Below are 24,497 nucleotides of genomic sequence, written 5' to 3'. Positions count from 1 at the left end.
CTGACCGGACTGTCCAGCCCAGTTGGTCCGGAACCGCCGAGCCCGGTCGAGGCCGGGGGCGTCAGCCCCGTCGGACTGAGCGGGGGAACGGGCGCGGGACGGGCGGGGGTCAGGCGAGGGGACGGGTGGGGCACGGGTGGGTTCAGCAGGTCCGGCGGGTGCGCTGGCGCGCCTGCCCCTCATACAACGGTCCGCCTCCCGCGCGCTGTGCGCTGGAGGCGGACCGTGGGTTCCGTATGAAGCTGACCTTGTTCACACTGCGGCCTTTTTCAGACGTCGGCGCTCACGCTCCGACAATCCACCCCAGATACCGAACCGTTCATCGTTGGCAAGGGCATATTCAAGGCACTCGGAGCGGACCTCACAGGCAAGGCATACTTTCTTCGCCTCACGCGTAGATCCACCTTTTTCCGGGAAGAACGATTCAGGATCGGTCTGCGCGCACAGTGCGCGCTCCTGCCAGCCGAGCTCCTCGTCCGCCTCTTCGACCAGCAGTTGCTGGAACAACTCGGTCATGTGCGCCCCTCGTCCGTCATAGCGTCCCCGTGCAGCTGCCGTCACCGCTTTCGGCAGAACGACACGAGTGAAATTACAAGTGTGCCGATCCAGGCCAGTCAAGCCGAGATCTGCTATCAGGCCGCTTATTCACTCTGCGGAACCAAGGGCTAGCAGAAAGTGTTCAAATCGGCATAAAGCCAGACACCCTCTACCGGCACTGCCGTTCGAGGCGTCCCCTTACCGGAAACAGACGCCACATCCGGCCATCCCGTTGCAGCTCGCCAGCCGAAGCGAACCGGATCACATCCCGCTCACGAGATCGCGATCGCGAGGAAACCCACGGCGTTAATGAATGCGGATGCTGCGCCACATCTCCGCTCGAAGGGATGCACAAACCTTTCTCCGGTCGGAGTAACCGGATGAGGTGAAACATTACTCTCAAAGTGGACACCCAGTTGACAGGATCGACCGGAGCCGGTCTCCTAGTTCCCATGCCAGTGACCCACATGCCTCAGCCGACCCGTGCCGGGTTCCGCTGCGCTGTGCAGGTTCGCTGTCGCTGTTCCAGCTGTTGATGCCCCCGAGCTCCAGCTTCGTTCGCTTCACCCTCGCTTCTCCGCACCGCCCGCGTCCGCGCCGCGCCCAGCGCCCCGCGCGACGCTGACCGCACCGAGCGCCACCCGCACTCCTGCCGAGGAACTCCGCACATGAACAGCGACGTCCAGATCGCCGGCGACCTGCTCGACATCCCGCACCTGCTGCCGCCGGTCCCCGCACACCCGTCCACCGTCTCCGCGTTCGCCGGGCTCGCACGCCGGATCGCCGCCGACCGCGACAGCTGGGCGCCGCTCGTCGAGTACGACGCCACCAGCCGCTGGTACCACCGGCTGCGCACCGGCCCCGGCTACGAGGTGTGGCTGCTGAGCTGGGTCCCCGGCCAGGGCAGCGGGCCGCACGACCACGGCGGTTCCTCCGGCGTACTGACCGTCCTCGACGGCGAGTTGACCGAACACACCCGCGACGGGCGGCGCTCGCTCGCGCCCGGCGCGCAGCATGTCATCGCCCCGGGGTACGTCCACCACGTCGTCAACGACTCCCTCGAACCGGCCGTCAGCCTGCACATCTACTTCCCCGGACTGACGGACATGCCTGTCCACCCCACGACGGGGGCGACGACGGAGGAGCGGACGGCGGGGGAGCAGACGACGGGGGCCACCGGCGCCTCCGGCGTCACGCCGGGTCAGCCGACTCAACCGGCTCAGCGAGCTCAGCAGGTCGCCGGGGGCGCTCCGGCGGCGCTCCGCGTCGTCAACAGCTGACGGGGCGGCTTACGGGTCGGTGAGCAGTCGGCGGGTTGTTGACGGGGGTGTTGACCTGGCTGTTGACGGGGGCGTTGGCGGGGGTGTCGACCCGGCTGTTGGCGGGGTGTTGTTGGGACTGCTGGTGGCGTTGTGCTTGGGGTTGTTGACGGGCTTGTTGTTGACGTAGTTCTTGGGGGTGTTGTCGGGGCGTGCGGCCGAAAGCCCGGCCACCACCTCTCAAGGTCCCGGCGTCCGGCTGACACACTGCTTCCATGCGCATTGTGGTTCTGGCAGGCGGCATCGGCGGTGCCCGATTCCTACGTGGTCTCAAGACGGCGGCTCCCGACGCGGACATCACCGTCATCGGCAACACCGGCGATGACATCCACCTCTTCGGCCTCAAGGTCTGTCCCGACCTTGACACCGTGATGTACACCCTCGGCGGGGGCATCCACGAAGAGCAGGGCTGGGGCCGTGCGGAGGAGACCTTCGCGGTCAAGGCCGAGTTGGCGGCGTACGGGGTGGGGCCGGAGTGGTTCGGGCTCGGAGACAGGGACTTCGCCACCCATATCGTCCGTACGCAGATGATCGGCGCCGGCTACCCGCTGAGTGCCGTGACCGAGGCGCTGTGCGCGCGCTGGAAGCCCGGCGTGCGGCTGCTGCCGATGACGGACGACCGGGTCGAGACGCACGTCCTCGTCGACGACCCCGAAGCGGAAGGTGGCCGCAGGGCCATCCACTTCCAGGAGTACTGGGTCCGGCTGCGGGCGTCCGTGCCCGCGCACGCGGTGGTGCCGGTCGGCGCGGAGCAGTCCAAGCCCGCGCCCGGCGTGCTTGAGGCCATCGCCGAAGCCGACGTGGTGCTGTTCCCACCGTCCAACCCGGTCGTCAGCGTCGGCACGATCCTGGCCGTGCCGGGCATAAGGGAGGCCATCGCCGACGCGGGAGTGCCGGTCGTCGGCCTCTCCCCCATCGTCGGGGACGCGCCGGTACGCGGCATGGCCGACAAGGTCCTGGCCGCCGTCGGCGTGGAGGCGACCGCTGCCGCCGTCGCCAAGCACTACGGCTCGGGGCTCCTCGACGGCTGGCTCGTCGACACGGTGGACGCGGCCACGACCGCCGACGTGGAGTCGGCGGGCATTCGCTGCCGCGCCGTGCCCCTGATGATGACCGACACGGCCACCACGGCCCAGATGGCGGCCGACGCGCTTGGCCTCGCCGAGGAGGTACGGGCGTGAGCGCGTCCACAGAGCCGGGGCCGGTGGGGCCTGTTGTGCCTGTTGTGCCTGCGATTCCGGCGGTGACGGGAGTGCCGGGGGTGACGGGGGTGCCCGTGGTTTCGGCGGCTTCCGGAGTCGGCGGCGCTTCGGCTGGGCAGTCGGCTTCCTTTACGGTGTGGGCGCTTCCGGGCATGCCCGAGGTGCGGCCGGGTGACGACATCGGCAAGCTCATCGCCGCAGCGGCCACCACGCCGGGGATGCCCGGCCTCGCCGACGGCGATGTCCTCGTCGTCACCTCGAAGATCGTCAGCAAGGCCGAGGGCAGGATCGTTCAGGCTGACGACCGCGAGGCCGCCATCGACGCCGAGACCGTGCGCGTCGTCGCCCGGCGCGGTCCGACCCGGATAGTGGAGAGCCGCCACGGCTTCGTCATGGCCGCCGCCGGGGTCGATGCCTCCAACACCCCGGCCGGGACCGTGCTGCTCCTGCCCGAGGACCCGGACGCGTCCGCCCGGGCCATCCGCGCCGAGTTGCGCGGCGCTCTCGGTGTCGATGTCGGCGTGCTCGTCACCGACACGTTCGGGCGGCCGTGGCGCACCGGTCTGACGGACGTGGCGATCGGCTCGGCGGGCCTGCGGGTCCTGAACGACCTGCGCGGCGGCACCGACGCACACGGCAACCCGCTGGCGGCGACCGTCGTCGCCACCGCCGACGAACTGGCCGGTGCCGGGGACCTCGCCAAGGGCAAGACCGCCGGGTTTCCCGTCGCTCTGCTGCGCGGGCTGCCGCATCTGGTCGGCGACGCGGAGGACCCGGACGCCACGGGCGCCCGGGCGCTGGTGCGCGACGCGGCCGAGGACATGTTCCGGCTGGGGACCTCAGAGGCCGTACGGGAAGCGGTGACGTCCCGGCGTACGGTGCGCGAGTTCACGGCGGCGCCGGTGGACGGCGCGGCGGTACGACGGGCCGTGGCGGCCGCCATCACCGCTCCGGCGCCGCACCACACCACGCCCTGGCGGTTCGTGCTGCTGGAATCGCAGCGCTCGCGCGACGCGCTTCTCGACGCGATGCGGGACGCGTGGACTGCCGATCTGAGCCGCGACGGCTTCAGTGAGGAGAGCATCGCGAAGCGCGTGCGTCGCGGGGATGTGCTGCGGAAGGCTCCGTATCTGGTGGTCCCGTGCCTCGTTGCCGACGGCGCGCACCTGTATCCGGACGCGCGGCGGGCGACTGCCGAGCGCGAGATGTTCGTCGTGGCGGCGGGGGCGGGCGTGCAGAACTTGTTGGTGGCGCTGGCGGGTGAAGGGCTCGGCTCGGCGTGGGTGTCCTCGACCATGTTCTGCCGCGACGTGGTGCGGAAGGTTCTGGACCTGCCGGACGAATGGGACCCGCTGGGCGCGGTCGCGATCGGTCAGGCGGCTACGGCTCCGGCGGAGCGTACGGCGCGCGATCCTTTGGCGTTCATCGAGGTGCGGTAGGCCCTGGCGGGCCGGCGGGATGCGTCTGCTGGCGAGGTGGGTGGGCTCGCTGGGCGGCTGTGCGGGGCCTCGGGAGATGTCGTGGGTGCGGTGCCGGGCCTGCGGGCAGGCCCTGGACCGTATATTTACGGCGCCCTCAGCCGAAGACGTGAAAGTGGGCCTTCTTCAGGCGCCACAAATACACGTAAGCGTCCAGGACCTACCCTCCGGCCCGTCCCCTCCCGTTCGTCGTCACCTGACCGTTTCCCCTGCGTCCCGGTGTGTCCGGTGCGGGTGCTTCCCGGCCTTGACGTGCGCGGGTCGTTGGTTGTGGGGCCGCCTGCCCGTTTCGCCTTTCGGTGGTTCTTACAGGGCTCGGATGTCGTTGACGGAGAAGCGGGGGGCGCGGCGGGGTGGGGTGTGGCCTGAGAGCAGGATCAGGCGGCAGGCGCGGTAGCGCTGGTCCTCGTACGGGGTGAGGAGGTCGAGCATGGCCGCGTCGTCTGTGCCACGCTCGCCGGTGAGCGCGTAGCCGACGATCCGGGGCAGGTGCAGGTCCCCGACGGTGACCGCGTCCGGTGCGCCATTGCTGCGCTGCAATGCCTCCGCCGCCGTCCATGGGCCGATGCCGGGGATCGCTTGGAGGCGGGCCATCGCCTGCGTGAGGTTCATGGCTACCGCTTCTTCGAGGCGGCGGGCCACGCGCGCGGCGCGCACGATGGTGGCCGAGCGTTTGCTGTCCACGCCCGCGCGGTGCCACTCCCAGGACGGGATCAGGCTCCAGGAGCGGGCGTCGGGCATGACGCGCAACCGCAGGTGCTCGGTGGGGCCGGGGGCGGGCTCGCCATGACGCTGGAGGAGGAGCCGCCAGGCCCGGTATGCCTCGTCGCTGGTGACCTTCTGTTCCAGGATCGACGGGATCAAGGACTCCAGGACCAGGCCGGTGCGGATGAGCCGCAGGCCGGGGTTGCGGCGGTGGGCCTCATGGACCAGCCGGTGCCGGGGGCGGAAAGCGGCTGGGTCGTCGTACGCGCCGAGCATCGCGGGCAGCTGGTCGAGCAGCCAGTCACCGCCCGCTCCCCACGCCTCGGCCTCGATCCGGTCGGCGCGTCGCGTGAGCCGTATCGTGCCGGGGCCCTGCGGGGTGCGGCTCGCCCGCCAGATCGCCCCGGTCGGGTCCGTCCGGAATGCGGGATCGCCGGGCCCACGCTGGAGAACCCGCAGGTTGCGGCCCAGATCATACGGGCCTGGCGGGACCCAGGCGCGGGTGGCGGACATCGGCCAAGCGTACGGCCATGGGGTGAGTTTCCCTGCGGGGGTTTCCCTTTCGGGGTTGCCGTCCGGTTCCCTCCAGGTGGTTTCCCCCGGTGGCTTCCCCCGGTGGCTTCCCGCCCTGGTGGGTTTCCCTTTCGGTGGGTTTCCCTTCCGGTGCGTTTCCGACCGTGGGTTCCCGACCTTGGTGCGTTTCCGACCGTGGTTCCTCGGTGGTTTCCCGGTCCGGTGGGGTGCGCTTCCGGCAGGTTTCCCCGGTGGGGCTTCCTTCCGGTGGCTCCCGGCTGCCCGTGTCCGGTGGCTGTCGGCCTTCTGTGCCGGTGGCTCCCGGCTTCCCCTGTCCGACCGCTCTCGGCTGCCCGTGCCCAGGCGCTGTCGGCTGCGGGTTCGCGCTCGTGCCGTCGTTCTGGCCGGTGTGTGCGGGGGTCTCGCCGCGCTTGTTGCTGGTTACTGGTCGGACGAGAAGCGGACCGCGCCTGTGGGGATTGCCGCGCCGCACCAGACGCGGAGGCCGTCGCGGAGTTCGTTGTCGGCGCCGACCGAGGCGCCGTCGCCGATGACCGCGCCGTCGAGGACCGTGCGGGCGCCGATGCGGGCACCGGCGCCGATGAGGGAGTCGCGTACTCGCGCACCCTCTTCCACGACTGCTCCGGCGAGGACCGTGCTGCCGTCCACGCGGGCGCCTGAGCCGATCCGCGCGTCCGTGCCGATCACTGTGCCGCCGGTCAGCTTGGCGTCGTCGGCGACCCGTGCGCCCTCCAGTACGAGGCGGTCTCCGCAGCGTCCGGGGACGGCCGGGGACGGGGCGCGGCCCAGGACCAGGTCGGCTGAACCGCGGACGAATGCCTGCGGGGTGCCCAGGTCGAGCCAGTACGTCGAGTCCACCATCCCCTGGAGGTGTGCGCCGTCGGCGAGGAGGCCGGGGAAGGTCTCGCGTTCCACGGACACCGGGCGCCCGGCGGGTATGGAGTCGATGACGGAGCGGTTGAAGACGTACGCGCCCGCGTTGATCTGGTCGGTGACGATTTCTTCCGGCGTCTGCGGCTTCTCCAGGAACGCCGTGACCCGGCCGTTGGTGTCGGTCGGCACCAGGCCGTAGGCGCGCGGGTCCTCGACCCGGGTGAGGTGCAGGGACACATCGGCCCCTGATGATCGATGCGTGTCCACTAGAGCGGCGATGTCGAGTCCGGTGAGGATGTCGCCGTTGAAGATCAGGACGGGGTCGCCCGGGGCGGAGCGCAGCCGGGAGGCCACGTTGCGGATCGCGCCGCCCGTGCCCAGGGGCTCGCGTTCGGTGACGTACTCCAGGTGGAGACCGAGCTCGGAGCCGTCGCCGAAGTACGGCTCGAACACCTCAGCGAGGTAGGACGTCGCGAGGATGATGTGCTCGACGCCCGCCGCGCGGGCGCGGGCCAGCTGGTGGGTGAGGAACGGCACGCCCGCCGCCGGGACCATGGGCTTGGGCGTGTTGACCGTCAGGGGGCGCAGCCGGGTTCCCTTGCCGCCGACCAGGAGGATCGCTTCTGTCACCTTGTCGTCTCTGCTTCCTGAGGGGGCCGGCTGGTTCCCCCGGGCTGGTGTTCCCGGGGGAAGGTCGGCGGCCAGTGTATGCAGACAGTGAAGGCCCAGCTCGCGCCCGGTCTGGTCTGTTTCGGTCAGCGGCCCTGGAGGCGGGCCGCAAGGCTGCGGGCCGTGCCGAGCTTTTTGTACAGCCGTGCCCCCGGGCAATCTGTGACGAAGCCGTCACGATGTCCGGCGATGACCCGCATTTTGACCTTTTTGCCCTGCGGGTACTTGTTGCTGCCGCCGGACACCAGGGAGATCGTCCCCTTGGGGTTGCGCCCGTGCAGTCCGAGCTTCCAGGCAGCGAGCCTGCCCACGGCTCGTACAGCGGCCTTGGGCGGGTTTGTCCGCGAGTAACTCCCGAGAAGGGCGATGCCCGTGCTGTTGGAGTTGAAACCGAGGGTGTGAGCGCCCCTGACGGGCTTGGCCGGGCCCCCGGCGCGCCCCTCGTAGACGTTTCCACACTTGTCGATGAAGAAGTTGTAGCCCACGTCACGCCAGCCACTGCTCTTGACGTGGTAGCGGTAGATACTGCGGATGAGTGAACGGGCTTGGGCGCAGCGGTAGTTGTTGCCGGTGGCGCTGTGGTGGACGAAGGCCGCCTTCACGGTCTTGGTGTAGCCGAGTTTGCGCTCACGCAGCCGCTCGTTCGCGCCCCAGCCCTTGCGGGTGATGATGCGCGGCCGCGGTCCGGTGTGGGGGCGCAGCGAGGTCCGCTCGGCCACCGCCTCTTCGGGCAGTTCCATGGGGTCGGTCGCGATCCCTGTCCCTGTCCCCGTTCCTGTTTCCTTTCCTGTCCCTGTCGCTGTTTCTGTTTCTGTTCCCGTTCCGGGGTCGCTCGGGGTCTCGCTCTGGTCGGCTGCGCCGGACGGGTCGGGGGTGCTGGTGCCGGGGTCGGTGGGGGTGGCGGCGGGTGGGTCGTCACCGGGTGACACCAGTTCGAGGCTGAGGCCGTTCGGCAGTTTGGGGTCGGGCGCGCGGGCGCCCTTGGGCGGGTGGTGGCGCTGGGCGTCGGGCTGGACCCGGACCTCCACTCCGTTGGAGTCACCGACCCACAGCGGGGCGGTGCTGCCGCGGACGGGCGCCTTCGGCCGTCCTTCCGTGCCGGGGTCGGGCGCGTCACCGCTGTGGGTTTCCACGTCCTTCCAGCCCGACCACCGGCCGGTGCCGGTCGCACGGATGCGCACCTGGACCCGGCCGTGGAGGTCGGCGGCCGCGTCATCCCAGGCGACACCGACCAGAGAGAAGGGTTTGACCGTGCGCGCCGGGAGGCCGCGTCCGGCGTTCGCGGCCTCCCGGTCGCCGCCCGAGGCGAGCGGGCGCAGCGGTAGCGACTGGGTGGAACCGGGCTGCCCGGCGGCCTGGGCCGGCGCCGCGGAGACTGCTCGGGGGGCGGCGGTCGCCCCGTGGCTGGTGGTGAGCGGGAGGGCCAAGGCGGCCGTGCACGCGACGCCGACCGCTGAAGCTAGGAATGCACGCATAACAGGAGCGTGTACACGTGTGTGCATATCTGTCTATTCGGGATATGACGGACAGTCGGCTGATGTGTCCGCCACCCGCGCGCCTGGTGGCTCGGGCTGACTGCCCGCCAGCAACCGGGCCGCGTACGCTTGCGGCGATGAACGCCACCGATCGCACCCCTGCCGACCTGCTGCGATCCGCGCTCGCCGCGGACCCGACACGCCCGCTGGTCACCTTCTACGACGACGCCACCGGCGAGCGCGTGGAATTGTCCGTGGCCACCTTCGCCAATTGGGTGGCGAAGACCGCGAATCTGCTCCAGGGCGATCTCGCCGCCGAGCCCGGTGACCGGCTCGCGCTCCTGCTCCCGGCTCACTGGCAGACGACGGTGTGGCTGCTCGCCTGCTCGTCCACGGGGGTCGTCGCCGACATCGGTGGCGACCCGGCCGCCGCCGACCTCGTGGTCAGCGGCCCGGACACGCTGGAAGCGGCGCACGCCTGTACGGGCGAGCGGGTCGCGCTGAGCCTGCGCCCTCTCGGCGTCCGCTTTCCGCAGCCGCCCGACGGCTTCGCCGACTATGCGGTGGAGGTGCCGAGCCAGGGAGACCGGTTCGCGCCCTTCGCCCCGGTGGACCCGGATGCTCCCGCGCTCGCCGTGGGCTCCGGCCAGGGTGGCGACCGGCTGGAGCTGACGGGGGCGCAGGTCGTCGAGCGCGCCCGCGCCGACGCCGCCGCACGCGGGCTCGGGCCCGGCTCACGCCTGCTGTCGGGGCTGTCGTACGACACCTGGGACGGGCTCTCCGCCGGGCTGCTCGCCCCGCTCGCGGCCGGTGGCTCGGTCGTCCTGTGCCGCCATCTCGACCAGCTCGCGCGGCCCGGCCTCGACAAGCGACGGGAGAGCGAGCGCGTGACAGCACTCGCGACCGGCACGCCCAGCTGACTCCGCCCCCTTCCGTCCCGGCCACCGCCGTCACCCGACTGGCCCTGCTTCGTCCGCTTACGTCCCGACCTCCGGCCTACCCGGGCACCGGCGGGGCTTCACCTGCGCACCCGTAGTCCCGCCCGTTCGCCGATCGGCGCCCGCGGGGCCGCCGGTACCGCCGTGCGGCGGACAGCGGGGGCCTGGACGGCAGGCCGTGGCGCCCGTCCCGCGCGATGATCGGGGGGACGTACAACCATGCACGGGGCTCGGATGTCTGCTCCTGTGACCGGCAGCCCCAGCACGCCGCCGACTCCGCGAGGGATGGACGCTGACGTGACTGACCGCCCGGACTCTGTTCTGCCGGAGGACCCGCCCGACGACCCGCCGCGCAAGCGGCGCTGGCTGCGTTGGGTGACCCTGGGCGTCGGTGTCCTGGTGCTGGCCGCCTCGGGTGTCGGCTGGGTGCTCTACGAGCGGCTCGACGGCAACATCACCGCCGACACCGACACCGCTGACCTGCTGCGGAAGTACGAGGCTGAGCGTCCCACCGCCATCGTGAAGGGCGCGCAGAACATCCTGCTCATCGGGACCGACAACCGGGGCGGGCGCAACAGCGGGTACGGAAGGGACAACGGCACCCAGCGGTCTGACACCACGATCCTGCTGCACCTGGCCGCCGACAGGAGCCGCGCCACCGCCGTCAGCCTCCCGCGCGATCTGATGGTGGACATCCCGCGTTGCGAACGACGGAACGGCAAGTCCGGAAAGACCGTCAAGACTGGTAAGGGCAAGAAGGCAGGCACGGGCGGTAAGTACGGAGAAGCGATGTTCGGGCAGTTCAACTACGCGTTCGAGACGGCGGGCGCGTCCTGCACGATCCGCACGGTGGAACGGCTGACCGGCATCCGCATCGACCACCACATGATCGTGGACTTCGACGGCTTCAAGAAGATGGTCAACGCCGTGGACGGCGTCGAGGTCTGCCTGGCCGTCCCCATGAACGACAAGAAGGCGCGCGTGCGGCTGCCCGCCGGGCGGCAGGTCCTCGACGGCCACGACGCCCTCGGTTTCGTACGCGCCCGGTACACCCTCGGCAATGGCAGCGACACCCAACGGATCGCCCGCCAGCAGGCATTCCTCAGCGCACTCGTCCACAAGGTGCGCAGCAACGGGGTGCTGCTCAACCCGACGCGGCTGTATCCGGTGCTCGACGCGGCGACCTCCTCGCTGACGACGGACCCGGGGCTCAGCTCGCTCAGGGATCTGTACGACCTGGTTCGCGGGGTGCGGGGCATCCCCGAAGACAAGATCCAATTCATGACCGTGCCCCGCCGGTCCTACCGGCTCAACGCGGCCCGCGACGAGCTCGTACAGCCGGACGCGGACCGGCTCTTCCGGCAACTGCGCGAGGACAAGCCGGTGACGGCCAGGCGAAACGTCACGGCAGCGGACAGTAAGCGGGGGGCGAAAGAGAGCAAAGACGGCAAGGCGGATGATCCGGGCGAATCTTCGGCGAGCCAGTCCCCCTCGGACAAGAGCACACCAGCCGCACGTGGTCTGTGTGAAAAGAGAAAGTGAAAAGTACGCACGGAGTCAGACGGGCATGAATAGATTGGGCAGATTGCCCAGTTGTAGGGGAGTGGAATTTGTCACCGGCGTCGCTTGACGCTGAACTGGACGGATAGTGTGAGCGATCCGGTGCGCTCGACCAGGCTTTTCCGCGCGCTGGGCAGACGACTGACCGAGCGCCAAGGGGGAGGCGCCGCGTGGCACCGACGGAGGACACAGGCGACCGTGGACGCGCAAGGCCGTGGGCAGGCGGGCGATATCGACCCCGCCGACCAGTGGGTGTTCGACCCGAACACCGGCAGCTATGAGCTGCGACTGCACCCCGCCGGAGAAGGCGACGAGGCCTCCGCGCCGACCCCCGGCGGCAGAGCTGCCGCCAGAGCGGCGAAGCGCCGTCGTGCCGTCCCTGAGCAGCGGGGCCGCCGAGGCGCGCCAAAGGACAAGGCAGCGGCGGCAACCGGGCCCGTCAGCCGCCGCAAGCCGAAGCCGAAGAAGTCCAAGACCAAGAAGGCGCTCATCTGGGGCGGCGGCGGCATGGCCTTCTTGCTGCTGGGCGGGTCGGTCGCGGCGTACCTCGTCTACCAGCACCTCAACGGCAACATCAAGAAGGTCGACGTCGGCGAGAACAACCCGGCGGTCATCGACGGCCCGGTCAACATCCTCGTCATCGGCACCGATACCCGCTCGGGCGAGGGCAACGGCGACTACGGCGACAAGGACAGCGTCGGCCACGCCGACACCACGATCCTCTTCCACGTCTCCGAGGACCGGACGAACGCGACGGCGCTGAGCATCCCGCGCGACATGATCGCCGACGTGCCCGACTGTCCGACGAAGCAGGACGACGGCTCGACGAAGAACATCCCCGGCGAGCGGAAAGTACGCTTCAACACCAGCCTCGGACAGGAGGGCCGCGACCCCGGCTGCACCTGGCGCACGGTGGAGAAGCTGACCGGTCTCAACGTCGATCACTTCATGATGGCCGACTTCAACGCGGTCAAGACGCTCTCGACGGCGGTCGGTGGTGTCGAGGTGTGCCTGGCGCACGACATCGATGACCCCAAGTCGAAGCTGAAGCTCAGCAAGGGGCGGCACAGGATCAAGGGCGAGGACGCGCTGGCGTTCGTGCGGACCCGGCACAGCGTGGGCTACGAGAGCGACCTGGACCGGATCAAGCTCCAGCAGCAGTTCCTCAGCTCGATGATTCGCGAGATGAAGTCCGGCGGCACGTTCACCAACCCGAAGAAGATGTGGAAGCTGAGCGACGCCGCGACGGACGCGCTGACCGTCGACACCGGCATAGGAACGGTCAAGAAGCTGATGGACCTGGGCAAGGACCTCAGCAAGGTCAACATCAAGAACATCACCTTCGCGACGGTGCCTGTCGTCGACAACACCGACGGGGCGACGGTATTGCTGGACAAGCCCAAGGCGGAACCTTTGTTCGCCATGGTCAAGCAGGACGTCTCGCTGACCGAGGTGAAGAAGAAGGAGAAGGCGGCCAAGAAGAAGGAGGCCGCGCGGCTCAAGGGAACCAAGGCCGATCCCGCGAACGTCCGGGTGAAGGTACTGAACGGCAGTGGCCAGTTGGGCGCGGCGCAGAAGACGGTTGACTGGATGCAGAACAGCGAAGGCATGCTCCGCTCCACCAACGGTTCGAACGCTCCGAGCGAGCTGAAGAAGACCGTGCTGGAATACGCGCCGAACCAGGCCGACCAGGCCCGTCGACTCGCCGCGAGCATGGGCCTGTCGGGTGCGGCGCTCAAGCAGGGGACCGAGGAAGCCGAACCGACAGCGGAAATGACCCTCACGCTGGGCGCGGACTTCAAGGGCCCGGGCACTCCCATCAGCGCCCCGTCGAAGGCACCGAACGGTGTGCAGCGTATTGGAGCGGATGACAAGAGCATCTGCGCCAAGTGATCCGCGCTGAGTGATCTGCGAAACGCCTGCCCTTTTGGCCGGCAGTACGACCGAGCAACGGGGGAGGCCCAATGCGGCAAAGCGGTATGCGGGGGAGGCGGGGGCGCCGGCGAGGCGCGCCTGAAGCCCGTGATCTCGGCTGGGACGACAGCCTGTACGAGGGCGCGGACGACGCTCACTCGCTCCACGGAAACGGTGGCGCGCCGGGGCACGGACCAGGCGCAGCCGGTGCTCCCCACCAGGGGCCCGGTGGCGGCGTTCCCGGGCAGGGGCCCCGGCATGGCGTACCCGGGCAGGGGCACGGTGGCGGCCATCCCGCCGACAACGGCAACGGCAGCGGGGCCGGCGACGCGGACAGCGGGGCGGGGAACAGCGCCGGGGGCAGCGGAGTGCCAGGGCCGCGCGCCGGGGGGAGCCGCCGCGCGGGAGGCTCCCGTCGGCGCCAGCGGCCGCGCGGCCGGGGGCGCCGAATACTCCTGTGGTCCTCGGGCGCGCTCGCGGTCGTCATCCTCGGGACGGCGGGCGCGGGTTACCTCTACTACCAGCACCTCAACGGCAACCTCCGCAAGGACGACCTCAACCTCGGGGAGAACCGGCTCGACAAGAGCACGCCGAACGCGAACGGCCAGACCCCGATGAACATCCTGCTGCTGGGGTCGGACAGCCGTAACAGCGAGGCGAACATCCGGCTCGGCGGCTCACGCAAGGACAAGGACCGCAAGCCGCTGGCCGATGTCCAGATGCTGCTGCACGTCTCCGCCGACCGCAGCAACATGACCGTCGTCAGTGTGCCGCGCGACACCCGGGTGACCATACCCAAGTGCATCGACAGCGACGGCACGGTCTACCCCGAGTCCGACGCCAACATCATCAACTCCAGCCTGCAGAACGGCGGACCGGGCTGCACGGTCGCCACCTGGGAACGACTGGCCGGAGTCCCGATCGACCACTTCATGATGATCGACTTCGCGGGCGTGGTGGACATGGCCGACGCGGTGGGCGGCGTCCCGGTCTGTGTGAAGGGCAACGTGAAGGACCCCGACTCGGGCTTGCGCCTGGAGAAGGGCGAGAAGGAGATCAAGGGCGAGCAGGCGCTCCAGTGGCTGCGTACCCGGCACGGCTTCGAGGACGGCAGTGACATCGGCCGCGCCAAGGCCCAGCACATGTACATGAACGCGATGGTCAGGCAGCTCAAGTCCGGTACGAAGCTGAGCGATCCGGGCAAGATGATGGACCTCGCCGAGGCGGCGACGAAGGCGCTGACCGTGGACCGCGGCCTCGGCACCGTGAAGAAACTGTACGACCTGGGCAACGACCTCAAGCGGGTGCCGACCAAGCGGATCACCATGACGACCATGCCGTGGATGCCGGACCCGCGTGACCCCACGGCGCATGTCGTCCCCAAGCCGGGCGACGCCGACAAGGTCTTCGAGTTGATCCGCAACGACATCGCCGTCGACGGCAAGGACAAGAAGAAGCTTCCGGCGAAGGAGACCACCAAGCCGTCCGCACCCGCCGATCCGAAGGACGAGATCGCGGTCACCGTACAGAACGGCACGGGCACCGCCGTCGAGGGGCCGGTCACCCAGCGCGCCTCGGTCATCGCTGACGCGCTGATCGCGGACGGCTTCACCAAGGCCATCGCCGACGCCACTCCCAAGCCGCAGGCGGAGACGACGATCAGCTACCCGGACGGGGCAGCGCGCGGCAACGCGCTGGCCGTGGCCGAGTCGCTCGGGCTGCCCGACAGCGCCGTGCGGAAGTCGGACACCGTAGCGCAGGTGACGCTGGTCGTCGGCGCGGACTGGCGGGACGGCACGGCCTACCCGAAGCCGCCCGGCGGCGAGAAGAACGACGAGGACACCACGGGCGACAAGGACGCAGAGGGCGGCAAGGACCGCAGCGACGCGGACACCAAGGCGCCGGACAGCGCCAACGCGCTCAACGGCGACGACGAGTCGGCGTGCATGAACGTCAACCCGAAGTACTCGTTCTGAGGGCGGGCCGACGGACCCGCTGACCGGCGGGCGGTGCGGGCGGTGAGAACAGCGAGAGGGGTGGGACCCGGTCCGGGTCCCACCCCTCTCGTCGCTTCAGGAACCGGCCAGGACCGCCGGGCGGCGGCTCGCGATAACCTTCTTCGCCAGTGCTCGCGGGCTGGTCAGGAAGCCCCAGCCCCACGACATGTGCATCGTCGCCAGCGCGACCGGGATCTGCGACCGCGCCTTGAGCGGCAGCCCCTTGCCCGCCGGTACGGAACCGGCGGCGATGGCCGCCAGGTAACCGCCGGGTATCACGAAGCCCCACGGGGTGAGGGCGGCGCCCACGACGATGCCCGCGGCGATGGCCACCACGGCGGTCGGCGGTGCCAGGTAGCGCAGGTTGATCGACCCCTGGTGGTAGCGGCTGACGACATGCCGCCAACGGCCGTAGTCCTTGTACTGCTTGGCCAGCGCGCGGACGCTCGGCCGGGGCCGGTAGGAGACCTTCAGCTCGGGCGAGAACCAGATGAGACCGCCCGCCTCGCGGATGCGGAAGTTCAGCTCCCAGTCCTGCGCGCGGATGAACTCCTCGTTGTAGCCGCCCTGTTGCTCCAGCGCCTCGCGCCGGAAGACACCCAGGTACACAGTCTCGGCCGGGGCCGCGTCGCCGCCGGTGTGGAAGGCCGCGTTGCCCACACCGATCTTGGACGTCATGGCAGCGGCAACGGCCCGCTCCCAGTCGTTCTCGCCCTCGGCGTGCATGATGCCGCCGACGTTCTGCGCGCCGGTCTCCGCGAGGAGCCGGACGGCCGTGGCGATGTAGTCGGCCGACAGCATGCCGTGGCCGTCGACGCGCACCACCACGGGATGCCGGGACGCCTTGATCGCCGCGTTGAGCGCGGCGGGCGTGCGGCCGGTCGGGTTGGGCACCGTGTGCACCCGGGAATCCTCGCGCACGAGCTCGGCGGCGATCTCGTCCGTACGGTCCGTGGACGGGCCGAGGGCGATCACCACCTCCAGCTCGCCGGCGTACTCCTGCTCCAGGATGTGCCGGACGGAATTGCGCAGGTGGCGTTCCTCGTTGAGCACCGGCATGATCACGGATACGGCCGGAGGCTGCTGCTCAGACATCTTTCCTCGGGGGTACGGGGGTCGCCCCCCAGAAGACTGCGGGTAGTGAGGATCACGTTACCGCGAATGGGGGACAGCGAGGCGACCCGGGCGGGTGGCACCGGGCGGGATGCGCGGCGTGGGGGCGTACACCGCTCATCGTATGGGCCTACGGTGTCGGCACTGCCCCAGCTTGTCGGAGGTCTCCCCCAGTGACCCCACCGGTCCGCTTCCCCTACCCTCCCCCGCCGCGCCGCCCCCGACAGCCACCGGGTGCCGCCGCCCAGCCGGGACCCGGGGCCAAGGCCGGTCCGTTCGGCATAAGACGCCGCCCCCAGCGGCGGCGCTGGGGGCTGCGGATCGCCACCGGCGTCTCGGCGGCGGTGCTGGTCACCAGCGGGGTCGGGCACGCGGTGGTCACCGGCCTGGAGAGCAAGATCGACCGGGTCGACCCGTTCGACGGCCTGGACAACCGCCCGGAGGGCGGCAACGGCACGAACTTCCTCGTCGTCGGCACGGACGGGCGCGACAAGATCACGCCGGAGCAGAAGAAGAAGTACCGGCTCGGCGGCGCCCCCTGCCATTGCACCGACACCCTGATGCTGGTGCACCTCTCAGCGGACCACCGCCGCGCCAGCGTGGTCAGCCTGCCGCGCGACTCGTACGCCGAGATCCCCGCGCATATCGACCCGGATACGGGCAAACGCCAGCCGACCCACCCCCAGAAGATCAACACCGCGTACGCGGAGGGCGGCCCGAGCCTGACCGTACGGACCGTGGAGCACATGACCGGTGTCCACGTCGATCACTATCTGGAGGTCGACTTCACGAGCTTCATGAAGACCGTGGACGTGGTGGGCGGTGTGCGGGTGTGCACGGCACGGCCGCTCAAGGACAGCCACACCGGGCTCGACCTGCCCGTCGGCCGCAGCGACCTCAACGGCGGCGAGGCGCTGCAGTACGTCCGCTCCCGGCACATCGACGGCGCCGCCGACCTCGGGCGGATGCAGCGCCAGCAGCGCTTCCTCGCGGCGCTCATCCACCGGGCCACGAGCAGCGGTGTGCTGCTGAACCCGGTGAAGTTCAACAAGGTCACCTCCACCCTGCTGGGCTCGGTCCGCGCGGACCGGAAGTTCGGCAGCAAGGAGCTGATCGAGCTGGGCCGGGCGATGCGCGGCTTCACGCCCGCGTCGTCGGAGTTCACCTCGGTGCCGCTCAGCGACACCAGCTACCCCGTGGAGGGCGTCGGCTCGACGGTGAGATGGAACGAGGCCCAGGCCGACAAGCTGTTCCACACCCTCCGCGAGGACCGCCCGCTGGCCGTCCACCACCCCCGGCGCCCCCGCGCGAGGGCGGTCGACGTCGATCCGGCGCAGATCCAGGTCCAGGTCATCAACGGCACCCGCCGCTCCGGGCTCGGCGAGAAGGCCGACCGGGCCCTGCGCGCCACCGGCTTCGCCACGACCCGCGCCCCCAGCGAGGCGGGCGGCTCCGCCAGGCCCCGCACCGTCATCGCCCACGACCCGAACTGGGACCGCTCGGCCCGCTCCCTGGCCGCCGCCCTGCCCGGCGCCGTACTGCGCGAGGTCGCGGGACAGGGCAAGGTCATGCGGGTCACGGTCGGGGATGACTACAAGGGCGTACGCGCGGTCCGCCCGGAACAGCCGCCCCCCGGCAAGAACGACGGCGCCGCGGCCGTCACGGGAGACCAGGTGGGGTGCACCTAGCCGGGTCCGGCGGATCGTGCTGGGGGGAGCGCGGGAGCTTTCGTCCGTGCGTCGCGGACTGCGGATGCGTCGTGGCTGGTCGCGCGGTTCCCCGCGCCCCTGACCAGGGCACTCCGCTGCGCCGCGCCAGGGCCGCTTCGCCTGGGCAGTCGGCGTCGCCAGCCGTCTGACGCCGTCAGTCGTTGATGCCCTCAGCCGCTCGCCGGTCGCGCAGTTCCTTGATCGCGCGGCGGCGGGCCAGCCGGTGGGTGCGGCGGATCTGCGCCTCCTGGTAGCGCCGCTTGTCCCGCTCGGTCTCCGCGATCACCGGGGGCACTGGGCGGGGCTTGCCCTCCTCGTCCACGGCGGCGAAGACGAGATAGGCGCTGCCGACCTGCGTCGCGGGGGTCGATTCGTTCCAGCGCTCGGCGAGCACCCGGACGCCGACCTCCATGGACGACCGTCCAGTCCAGTTGACCTGGGCCTTCACATGAACCAGGTCGCCCACTCTGACCGGCTCAAGGAACACCATCTCGTCCATCGACGCGGTGACGGCGGGCCCCTCGGAGTGCCTGCCCGCGACGGCCCCCGCCGCGTCATCGACCAGCTTCATGATCACGCCACCGTGCACGGTGCCGAGAAGGTTGGTGTCACTGCCGGTCATGATGTGCGAGAGCGTCGTACGCGAAGCAGCGGTCGGCTTGCCCGGTATCGATGCCTCCGGGGCCTGGGCCTGAATGGTCATGCCCTCCACCTTATGCGCCGCCGGATTGCATCAGCTCTGCAACAGCCCTGGCCCGATCCCGCACCCGACCTGTGAGCCACCTGGTCCGACCATGCAGACTTCGGCTATGAGCAATTGGCCCGAGGGGCGGACCAGCGACAACGGAGACTGGGATCGGCACGGACGCGGAGGCCGCGGTGCCGAGCCCGAGGCCGCCCGTGCCATGCCGCACGTGCGGCGCGAGCCCATGGCCCCTCCCGCCGGTGGCGGCCACCGTGCCGAGCCGCCGCTCCCGCCGGGGCTGTCCCCGCGCGGGTCCGTTCCTCCGCAGGCGCGGGGACCCCAGCAGCCGGATGGCTACGACGACGGGGCGCCCGGCGACGGATATGACAATGGTTACAACACCGGCCAGGTCTACGGCGCGGGCCGGGGCCCGGCAGGAGGGGGCGGCGACGGCACCCTGCCGCCCGGTGGTGCTCCCGCCGCGCGCCCGAACTGGCGGCGGCGCATCACGATAGGCGCCATCTCCTTGGTCGTCCTGCTGCTCGTCGTCTCCATCGGCACGTATTTCTGGGCCGACGCGAAGCTCAAGCGCGAGGTCGACCTGAGCAAGGTCGACGACCGGCCGGACGGCGGCAAGGGCACGAACTACCTGATCGTCGGCTCCGACAGCCGTGAGGGCATGTCCGACGCGCAGAAGAAGGACCTGCACACCGGCTCCGCCGGCGGCAAGCGCACGGACTCGATGATGATCCTGCATGTCGGCGACAACGGGAACACGATGATCAGCCTCCCCCGCGACTCGTGGGTGACGATCCCGGAGTTCACCGGCTCCGAGAGCGGCAACCGCATCCCGCCGCAGCAGCAGAAGCTCAACGCCTCCTTCTCCATCCAGGGCCCTGAGCTGCTGGTTCGTACCATCGAGTACAACACCGGGCTGAAGATCGACCACTACGCGGAGATCGGCTTCGGCGGCTTCGCCGAGATCGTGGACTCGGTCGGCGGCGTCGAGATGAACATCCCGCGCGACATCAAGGACAAGAACTCCGGCGCCGACCTCAAGAAGGGCAAGCAGACGCTGGACGGCAAAGAGGCGCTGGCCTTCGTCCGCAACCGCTACGAGGCGGGCAGCGACCTGGAGCGCACCAAGAACCAGCAGAAGTTCCTGTCCGCGCTCGCCTCACAGGCCGCCACGCCCAGCACGATCATGAACCCGTTCCGGCTCTACCCGACGATGAGCGCGGGCCTTGACTCACTGATCGTCGACAAGGACATGAGCCTGTGGAAGCTGCGGTCGATGTTCTGGGCCATGAAGGGCGTCACCAGCGGTGACGGCAAGCAGATGAACATCCCGATCGCCAACGCCGGCTACAGCACCCCCAAGGGCAGCGCGGTCCTCTGGGACATGCCGAAGGTCAAGAAGCTGATGGCCGAGCTGAAGAACGACGACAAGGTCACCGTCTCCGCGAACTGAGCACGGCCGCCCCGCCCTCCCGGGCGGGACCGCCCCCTCCTCCGCAGGGCCCCGGGCAGCCACACCGCCCGGGGCCCTACGCGCGCGTGCGCACGCGGGGCGGCGCGGCCCGCCGCCACCGTGGCGTCTCCCGACCGGCCGGAACCGCGGCGCTTGAGTGGCCTTGAGCAGCCCTGAGCACGGGCGCGAAACGGGCGCGGATGCGGGGGCTGCCCCCCTCGGTGATCCTGAGAAGAAGAGCACAGCCAGCCTGTTCGGCAAGGAGGACACCATGTCCATGCTCGACAAGATGAAATCCATGCTCAAGGGCCACGAAAGCACCGGGAGCAAGGGCGTCGACAAGGCGGGCGACACCGCCGACCGCAAGACCGGCGGCAAGTACGGCAGCCAGATCGACGCGGCCCAGCAGAAGATGAACGAGCAGCTCCGCAGGCGCTCCGGCGGCAGCGACCGCTGACGCCCGGACCCACACGCCCATCGCTCAGCGGAGCGCCCACCGGCTGCCGACGTGACGCGTGGAGCGCGCTGCTCGACGCGTGCCGCGCGCCGTCTCCCGGCCGGGGAACCCCCATCCTCTGCGTGCGGCCATCACCACTGATCAAGCCCTCTCCTCGTACGCGAAGCACTCGGTGCGCGCAGCGAGGGGAGGGTGACTCCGCAGGCTGCGGGTTGCGTGGGGCGAACCCCTGCTACGGCGCTACGGCAGGTTCCGCGCCATCACGACGCGCTGGACCTGATTCGCCCCTTCGCATATCGGGGCGCTTTACGAGACTCAACGCTCTCGCCTGCGAGAACATCTCCTTCCGAGGCGCCTCCGCAGGATTTCCCGTGATCGCGCAGCACGCCCATGAGCCCGGGGTTGTCATGGAAAGACGCGATACACGTTGGGAGTGGCTGCTCGGCAGTTTGGGGGACCGAGTGTGCCTTTCACCAAGGCTAAGCTCGGGCCATGGCAGAGGCTTTCGTCATCGGTGACGAACACCATCCCGCGTGCGGCATCTGCCCGTCACGCCGCTTCGCTCTCGGAGAGTTCGACGTGTTCGAGCGCCCCTCACGGGAGTGCCCGTTCGATCCCTCGGACGGCCACCGGTATACGGCTGACGGTGTGCCGGTCTGTGTCCACCCCGACAAGGTGGGATTGCGCGCTGGCCGTTACAAGACCGATGGCGTTCCGCTCATGCCGGAACTCATTCTGCCGAGTGACGCGGGACAACTGGTTCCCTACTTGCGAATGGTGCTGTACGGCGCAGCGCCGGGGTTGCTCGACTCGCTCATTGATCAAGCCACTGTGGAGATCCCCCGTGCGTTCCCTGACGTGGATGTGATCACGACACTGCGCCGCGCTCTCAGCTAACTACTCGTCGGGAAACCGGGGACAAAACGGCGACCACCGTCGAGAATCCCCACCGGTTCATACTTCGCCATCACAGCCGCACGCCGCTTGGCTGTCTCGTCCTTGCCGAACCAGTACCGATCGGGCGTCGGTCCCCACGCGGCGCGATAGACCTGGTGGGTGTAGTCGCCGTGGTCCCACTCGCCGATTGCCTCCCGGTCTGTGGCATGGACGAACTTGATGCCGGTCCGTTCCTGGACGCGGCTGAGGACCGTGAACTGTGCGGCCAGGGCGTGGATCATCTCGTCCACAGGAACCGCTACGGGCACCTCGGCGGCGTGCTCGTTGCCCTCCGTCATCTCGTAGACGGCTGACTTGATGGCCATGGCGCGCATGGCTTCCGGGAACAGGGGTTCGGTGTCCGTGGCGATGTCGAAACCGTCAACGAGGGCGTACCCCATGAACGAGGTCCAGTCCTCGTCATACTTCGCACACGCCGTACGTAAGCGGCTGAACTCCGGGTCAGCCTCAACGGCAGCCAGGATTTCACGGGCCCGCCCCGCTACCTTCTCAGGCTCAGGACGGGCGAGGATCACGTCATTCATTCCCTACTCTCCTCTTCGTTGAGGGGTGCGCCAGTTGCCCGCCCACGGTTGGGGCGGGAGTCGGTGAGCGTGCTGCGACCCTGACCCGATTCGGTCGCCATGGGTGATGGTGGAGAAGCCCGCCCCGTGCCGGGGACGGATGAAGGGGGAGCCTCACCCGTTCTCATCCAGCAGGGAGCGGGAGCTTAGTTAGATGTGCCGCCATTACGAGACTCGGTCCCCGGGGTTCTCGCACTACCTGAGGACAGGCCAACCCCGTGCGAGAACCCCGGGCCCGACCATGGGAGGTGGCTGCCTGGCACCAAGGTCGGGAGCTTGGCCCTGCTCCACCCCACGACAAAAGTGGAGCAGGGCACCCCCGCCTTCTATGCGAACCGGTCCTGCTCGCGGAGGTGGGGCTTCGCGGCGCTGACTGACGCGAGGTTGACAACCAGCGCCCCGGGGGTACTTCCGGTTTGACGGCGCCACTTGCTATGGGGAGGCTCGTCGTCCCGGAAGGGGGATCACAAGAAGGTGGTGACCAGAAGAAAGGCCAGCCCCCAGATACAGATCATGAGAGCCCAAGCTAGGCACCACACCTTGGCGTTCGGGTGCACCGGATTACGCGATCGGGTGCCTGCGGTGTTCTCGCGCCACCAGCATGCCCGGGGGTACGTACGAGGTTCCGCCGGTCTTGTCGGCACCGGCCACCAAGCTCAAGAAACGGTTCGAGCCACCGCTTCCCGCCATGAGTCGATTGATCTGAGCGGCGTGGGTCTCCGCTTCAGAGGGTGCAAGTACTAACTCGACGTCGGCCTGATGCTCGCCATTCCGCAGGAGGGACAGCGGAACGTGGATGTGCCCCGACTGGTCCTCTCTGTACGCAGGGAGACCGGGGATGGGGTCAACCCGGAAACACTGGTTCATCTTGGGCACCTGCCTTACTGGCTCGGTTGCTGGCTGTTACTAGATAACCACCGGCCGAGCGTGATCAGTTGACACAGGAGCGACACAACGGGTTCCGGCCACGACAAGTCATTCGGAACCGTGAGAGTGGGACAGTGACGACATGACTACGACCACCATGACAAGCCCTCCGCCAGGCGAGAACATCCAGGTTCTCCGGATGGCCAGGGACATGAGCCAGCAGCGGTTGGCACACCTGACGAGCTATTCAGTGTCGTACCTGACCAAGATTGAGAACGGGCTACGACCAGCAACCCCCGCTTACGTGGCACGCGTCGCCAAGGCGCTTGGCGTATCTACGGCGAGAATCTATGGGCAGCCGTATGCCGACGCCTCACAGCAAAGCGAGCTACTGGATGACCTGCGAGCGGCGGTCAGGCGGCACAAGCTACCCCGCACGGACATCCCACCAGCGGGGGTTGTGGCCGATGGCCTGAAATCCGCGCTAACGCTTCGTACCGGTACACGGTACGTCGAACTGCTGCAAAGCCTGCCTGAGCTTCTGGACCAGGCAACCGCGTCCGCACTGTCCACCGGATCATCACCGGAAGACTGGGAGGCTCTGGCGGAGCTGTACGGGTGCGCGTATGTAGTCGCGCATCGGATGGGTCAATACGATCTCGCCGACACGGTGGTTGGTCGGCAGCAGTGGGCGGCAATGCGAGCCGACAACCCAGGGGTAGAAGCGGCGGCCGCCTGGAGTGAAGTCGGTACGTACCAGTCAGCGGGGCAGTACGACGACGGCCTAGCGGTGGTTGAGCGCGCCGTGACCGAGTACGAAGCGGACGCTCGGCGTACCAAGCGGGAAGATCCCGGCATGGCTGTACTCCTGGGTTCGTTGCACCTACGCGGGGTCACACTCGCGTCCCGCGCGGAGGATAAGCAAGCGACAGCGGAGCATGTACGCAAAGCCCGGTCGTACGCGGATCGGATCGGCTCGCGTGACCTGGTTCACCGCGCCCTGACGTTCGGCCCTGGGAACACTGATCTTCACGAGCTAGCGGCCCTCGTAGACCTTGGCAGGCCGGATGAGGCTTCGACCATGGCAGCCCCATTGCTCAAGAATCCTCCGGCAGGTCTGCGCCCCTCACGCGTGGGAAACCTCGCCATAAACACAGCTCGGGCGCGGCTAGCCCTGTGCGACTACGACGGCACGGAAGAAGCCCTGGACAGGGCATTCGCGGTCGCACCACAAATGGCCGAAGTCCACCCCATGGCTAAGGAAGCGATTCGCGTGCTGTTCGTCAGGCATCAACGGGCTAGGCCCAAGCTGATGGACATGGCGAAGCGGATCGGCCTCACAAACTGATGAAGTGCCGCATCACCCCGAACGAACAAAGCCTCGGTCGAAGTGTTCCGGGACCGGGGCTCTGTGTTTGGTTCGCCAGAGCAGACCAGGCTGGCGCTTGGGGAAACTGAGCGGCTGGCGTTTGGT

At 69.2% G+C, this 24,497-nt stretch carries 19 protein-coding genes and 1 pseudogene; 12 read left to right on the top strand and 8 right to left on the bottom strand.

The genetic code is table 11. From position 1 onward, the window contains the following. Positions 1-252: 252 nt before the first annotated feature. Positions 253-516 carry a WhiB family transcriptional regulator gene (locus AC5P1B_RS25290; protein ID WP_004952403.1) on the bottom strand — a complete coding sequence of 88 codons (264 nt, stop codon included), beginning with the start codon at positions 514-516 and terminating at the stop codon, positions 253-255. Between the two features lie 689 nt (positions 517-1,205). Between AC5P1B_RS25290 and AC5P1B_RS25285 the strand changes: the two are divergent. Then, a pseudogene (locus AC5P1B_RS25285) lies at positions 1,206-1,673 on the top strand (cysteine dioxygenase); the annotation flags it as partial. A 153-nt stretch (positions 1,674-1,826) separates the two neighbouring features. On the opposite strand, the gene AC5P1B_RS25280 reads toward AC5P1B_RS25285, so the two are convergent. Then, positions 1,827-2,030: a hypothetical protein gene (locus tag AC5P1B_RS25280; RefSeq protein ID WP_493889908.1), complete on the bottom strand. Its 204-nt coding sequence runs from the start codon at positions 2,028-2,030 to the stop codon at positions 1,827-1,829. Positions 2,031-2,071: 41 nt separating this feature from the next. On the opposite strand from AC5P1B_RS25280, the gene cofD reads away from it, so the two are divergent. After that, positions 2,072-3,037 (top strand): 2-phospho-L-lactate transferase, encoded by a 966-nt coding sequence (gene cofD / locus AC5P1B_RS25275; protein ID WP_493889907.1) that lies wholly within the window; start codon positions 2,072-2,074, stop codon positions 3,035-3,037. A gap of 173 nt (positions 3,038-3,210) precedes the next feature. Then, complete coding sequence (locus AC5P1B_RS25270) at positions 3,211-4,497, top strand: coenzyme F420-0:L-glutamate ligase (protein WP_493889906.1); 1,287 nt, start codon at positions 3,211-3,213, stop codon at positions 4,495-4,497. A gap of 345 nt (positions 4,498-4,842) precedes the next feature. Here AC5P1B_RS25270 and AC5P1B_RS25265 read toward each other — a convergent pair whose 3' ends face one another. The 3 genes from AC5P1B_RS25265 to AC5P1B_RS25255 all read right to left on the bottom strand — a co-directional run bounded on the left by AC5P1B_RS25265 (position 4,843) and on the right by AC5P1B_RS25255 (position 8,792). Then, the gene (locus AC5P1B_RS25265) at positions 4,843-5,754 is read right to left on the bottom strand and encodes a DNA-3-methyladenine glycosylase family protein (RefSeq protein ID WP_493889904.1); all 912 of its coding nucleotides are present in this window, start codon (positions 5,752-5,754) and stop codon (positions 4,843-4,845) included. A gap of 441 nt (positions 5,755-6,195) precedes the next feature. Beyond that, positions 6,196-7,278 carry a mannose-1-phosphate guanylyltransferase gene (gene manB, locus AC5P1B_RS25260; protein WP_493889902.1) on the bottom strand — a complete coding sequence of 361 codons (1,083 nt, stop codon included), beginning with the start codon at positions 7,276-7,278 and terminating at the stop codon, positions 6,196-6,198. Between the two features lie 125 nt (positions 7,279-7,403). After that, positions 7,404-8,792, bottom strand: coding sequence for a peptidoglycan recognition protein family protein (locus AC5P1B_RS25255; protein WP_493889901.1), 1,389 nt, complete (start codon positions 8,790-8,792; stop codon positions 7,404-7,406). A gap of 137 nt (positions 8,793-8,929) precedes the next feature. Here AC5P1B_RS25255 and AC5P1B_RS25250 point away from each other — a divergent pair, with 137 nt between their 5' ends. From AC5P1B_RS25250 to AC5P1B_RS25235, 4 genes are all read left to right on the top strand, one after another. Beyond that, entirely contained in the window at positions 8,930-9,712 is a 783-nt protein-coding gene (locus AC5P1B_RS25250) for a TIGR03089 family protein (protein WP_493889900.1), read from the top strand. 315 nt (positions 9,713-10,027) lie between these two features. Further along, positions 10,028-11,272 (top strand): LCP family protein, encoded by a 1,245-nt coding sequence (locus AC5P1B_RS25245; RefSeq protein WP_493889898.1) that lies wholly within the window; start codon positions 10,028-10,030, stop codon positions 11,270-11,272. 216 nt (positions 11,273-11,488) lie between these two features. Next, positions 11,489-13,183, top strand: a complete 1,695-nt coding sequence (locus tag AC5P1B_RS25240; protein ID WP_493889896.1) for an LCP family protein — start codon at positions 11,489-11,491, stop codon at positions 13,181-13,183. Between the two features lie 71 nt (positions 13,184-13,254). Next, entirely contained in the window at positions 13,255-15,180 is a 1,926-nt protein-coding gene (locus AC5P1B_RS25235; RefSeq protein WP_493889894.1) for an LCP family protein, read from the top strand. A gap of 96 nt (positions 15,181-15,276) precedes the next feature. Here the strand turns inward: AC5P1B_RS25235 and AC5P1B_RS25230 are convergent, their stop codons facing one another. Next, positions 15,277-16,296 carry a glycosyltransferase family 2 protein gene (locus AC5P1B_RS25230; RefSeq protein ID WP_493889893.1) on the bottom strand — a complete coding sequence of 340 codons (1,020 nt, stop codon included), beginning with the start codon at positions 16,294-16,296 and terminating at the stop codon, positions 15,277-15,279. Positions 16,297-16,487: 191 nt separating this feature from the next. On the opposite strand from AC5P1B_RS25230, the gene AC5P1B_RS25225 reads away from it, so the two are divergent. Beyond that, positions 16,488-18,002 (top strand): LCP family protein, encoded by a 1,515-nt coding sequence (locus AC5P1B_RS25225; RefSeq protein ID WP_493889892.1) that lies wholly within the window; start codon positions 16,488-16,490, stop codon positions 18,000-18,002. A gap of 175 nt (positions 18,003-18,177) precedes the next feature. Here the strand turns inward: AC5P1B_RS25225 and AC5P1B_RS25220 are convergent, their stop codons facing one another. Next, positions 18,178-18,726: an acyl-CoA thioesterase gene (locus AC5P1B_RS25220; RefSeq protein WP_493889891.1), complete on the bottom strand. Its 549-nt coding sequence runs from the start codon at positions 18,724-18,726 to the stop codon at positions 18,178-18,180. A gap of 106 nt (positions 18,727-18,832) precedes the next feature. Between AC5P1B_RS25220 and AC5P1B_RS25215 the strand changes: the two genes are divergently transcribed. The 3 genes from AC5P1B_RS25215 (at position 18,833) to AC5P1B_RS25205 (ending at position 21,533) form a co-directional block, all read left to right on the top strand. After that, on the top strand, positions 18,833-20,179 hold the full coding sequence (locus AC5P1B_RS25215) for an LCP family protein (RefSeq protein ID WP_493889890.1): 1,347 nt from the start codon (positions 18,833-18,835) through the stop codon (positions 20,177-20,179). Positions 20,180-20,342: 163 nt separating this feature from the next. Next, entirely contained in the window at positions 20,343-20,636 is a 294-nt protein-coding gene (locus AC5P1B_RS25210) for an antitoxin (protein WP_493889889.1), read from the top strand. 492 nt (positions 20,637-21,128) lie between these two features. Further along, on the top strand, positions 21,129-21,533 hold the full coding sequence (locus AC5P1B_RS25205; RefSeq protein WP_493889887.1) for a hypothetical protein: 405 nt from the start codon (positions 21,129-21,131) through the stop codon (positions 21,531-21,533). Here the strand turns inward: AC5P1B_RS25205 and AC5P1B_RS25200 are convergent. After that, a complete protein-coding gene (locus AC5P1B_RS25200) occupies positions 21,530-22,117 on the bottom strand; it encodes a hypothetical protein (protein WP_493889886.1) in 588 nt (195 codons plus the stop codon). The two genes, AC5P1B_RS25205 and AC5P1B_RS25200, sit on opposite strands and share 4 nt — an antisense overlap. Positions 22,118-23,165: 1,048 nt before the next feature. On the opposite strand from AC5P1B_RS25200, the gene AC5P1B_RS25195 reads away from it, so the two are divergent. Beyond that, entirely contained in the window at positions 23,166-24,371 is a 1,206-nt protein-coding gene (locus AC5P1B_RS25195; protein ID WP_493889885.1) for a helix-turn-helix domain-containing protein, read from the top strand. Positions 24,372-24,497: the final 126 nt, after the last annotated feature.

Source organism: Streptomyces sp. A01, assembly GCF_059026195.1.
The sequence above is the reverse complement of the archived record's forward strand: the minus strand, read 5'-3'. Positions and strand labels throughout refer to the sequence as shown.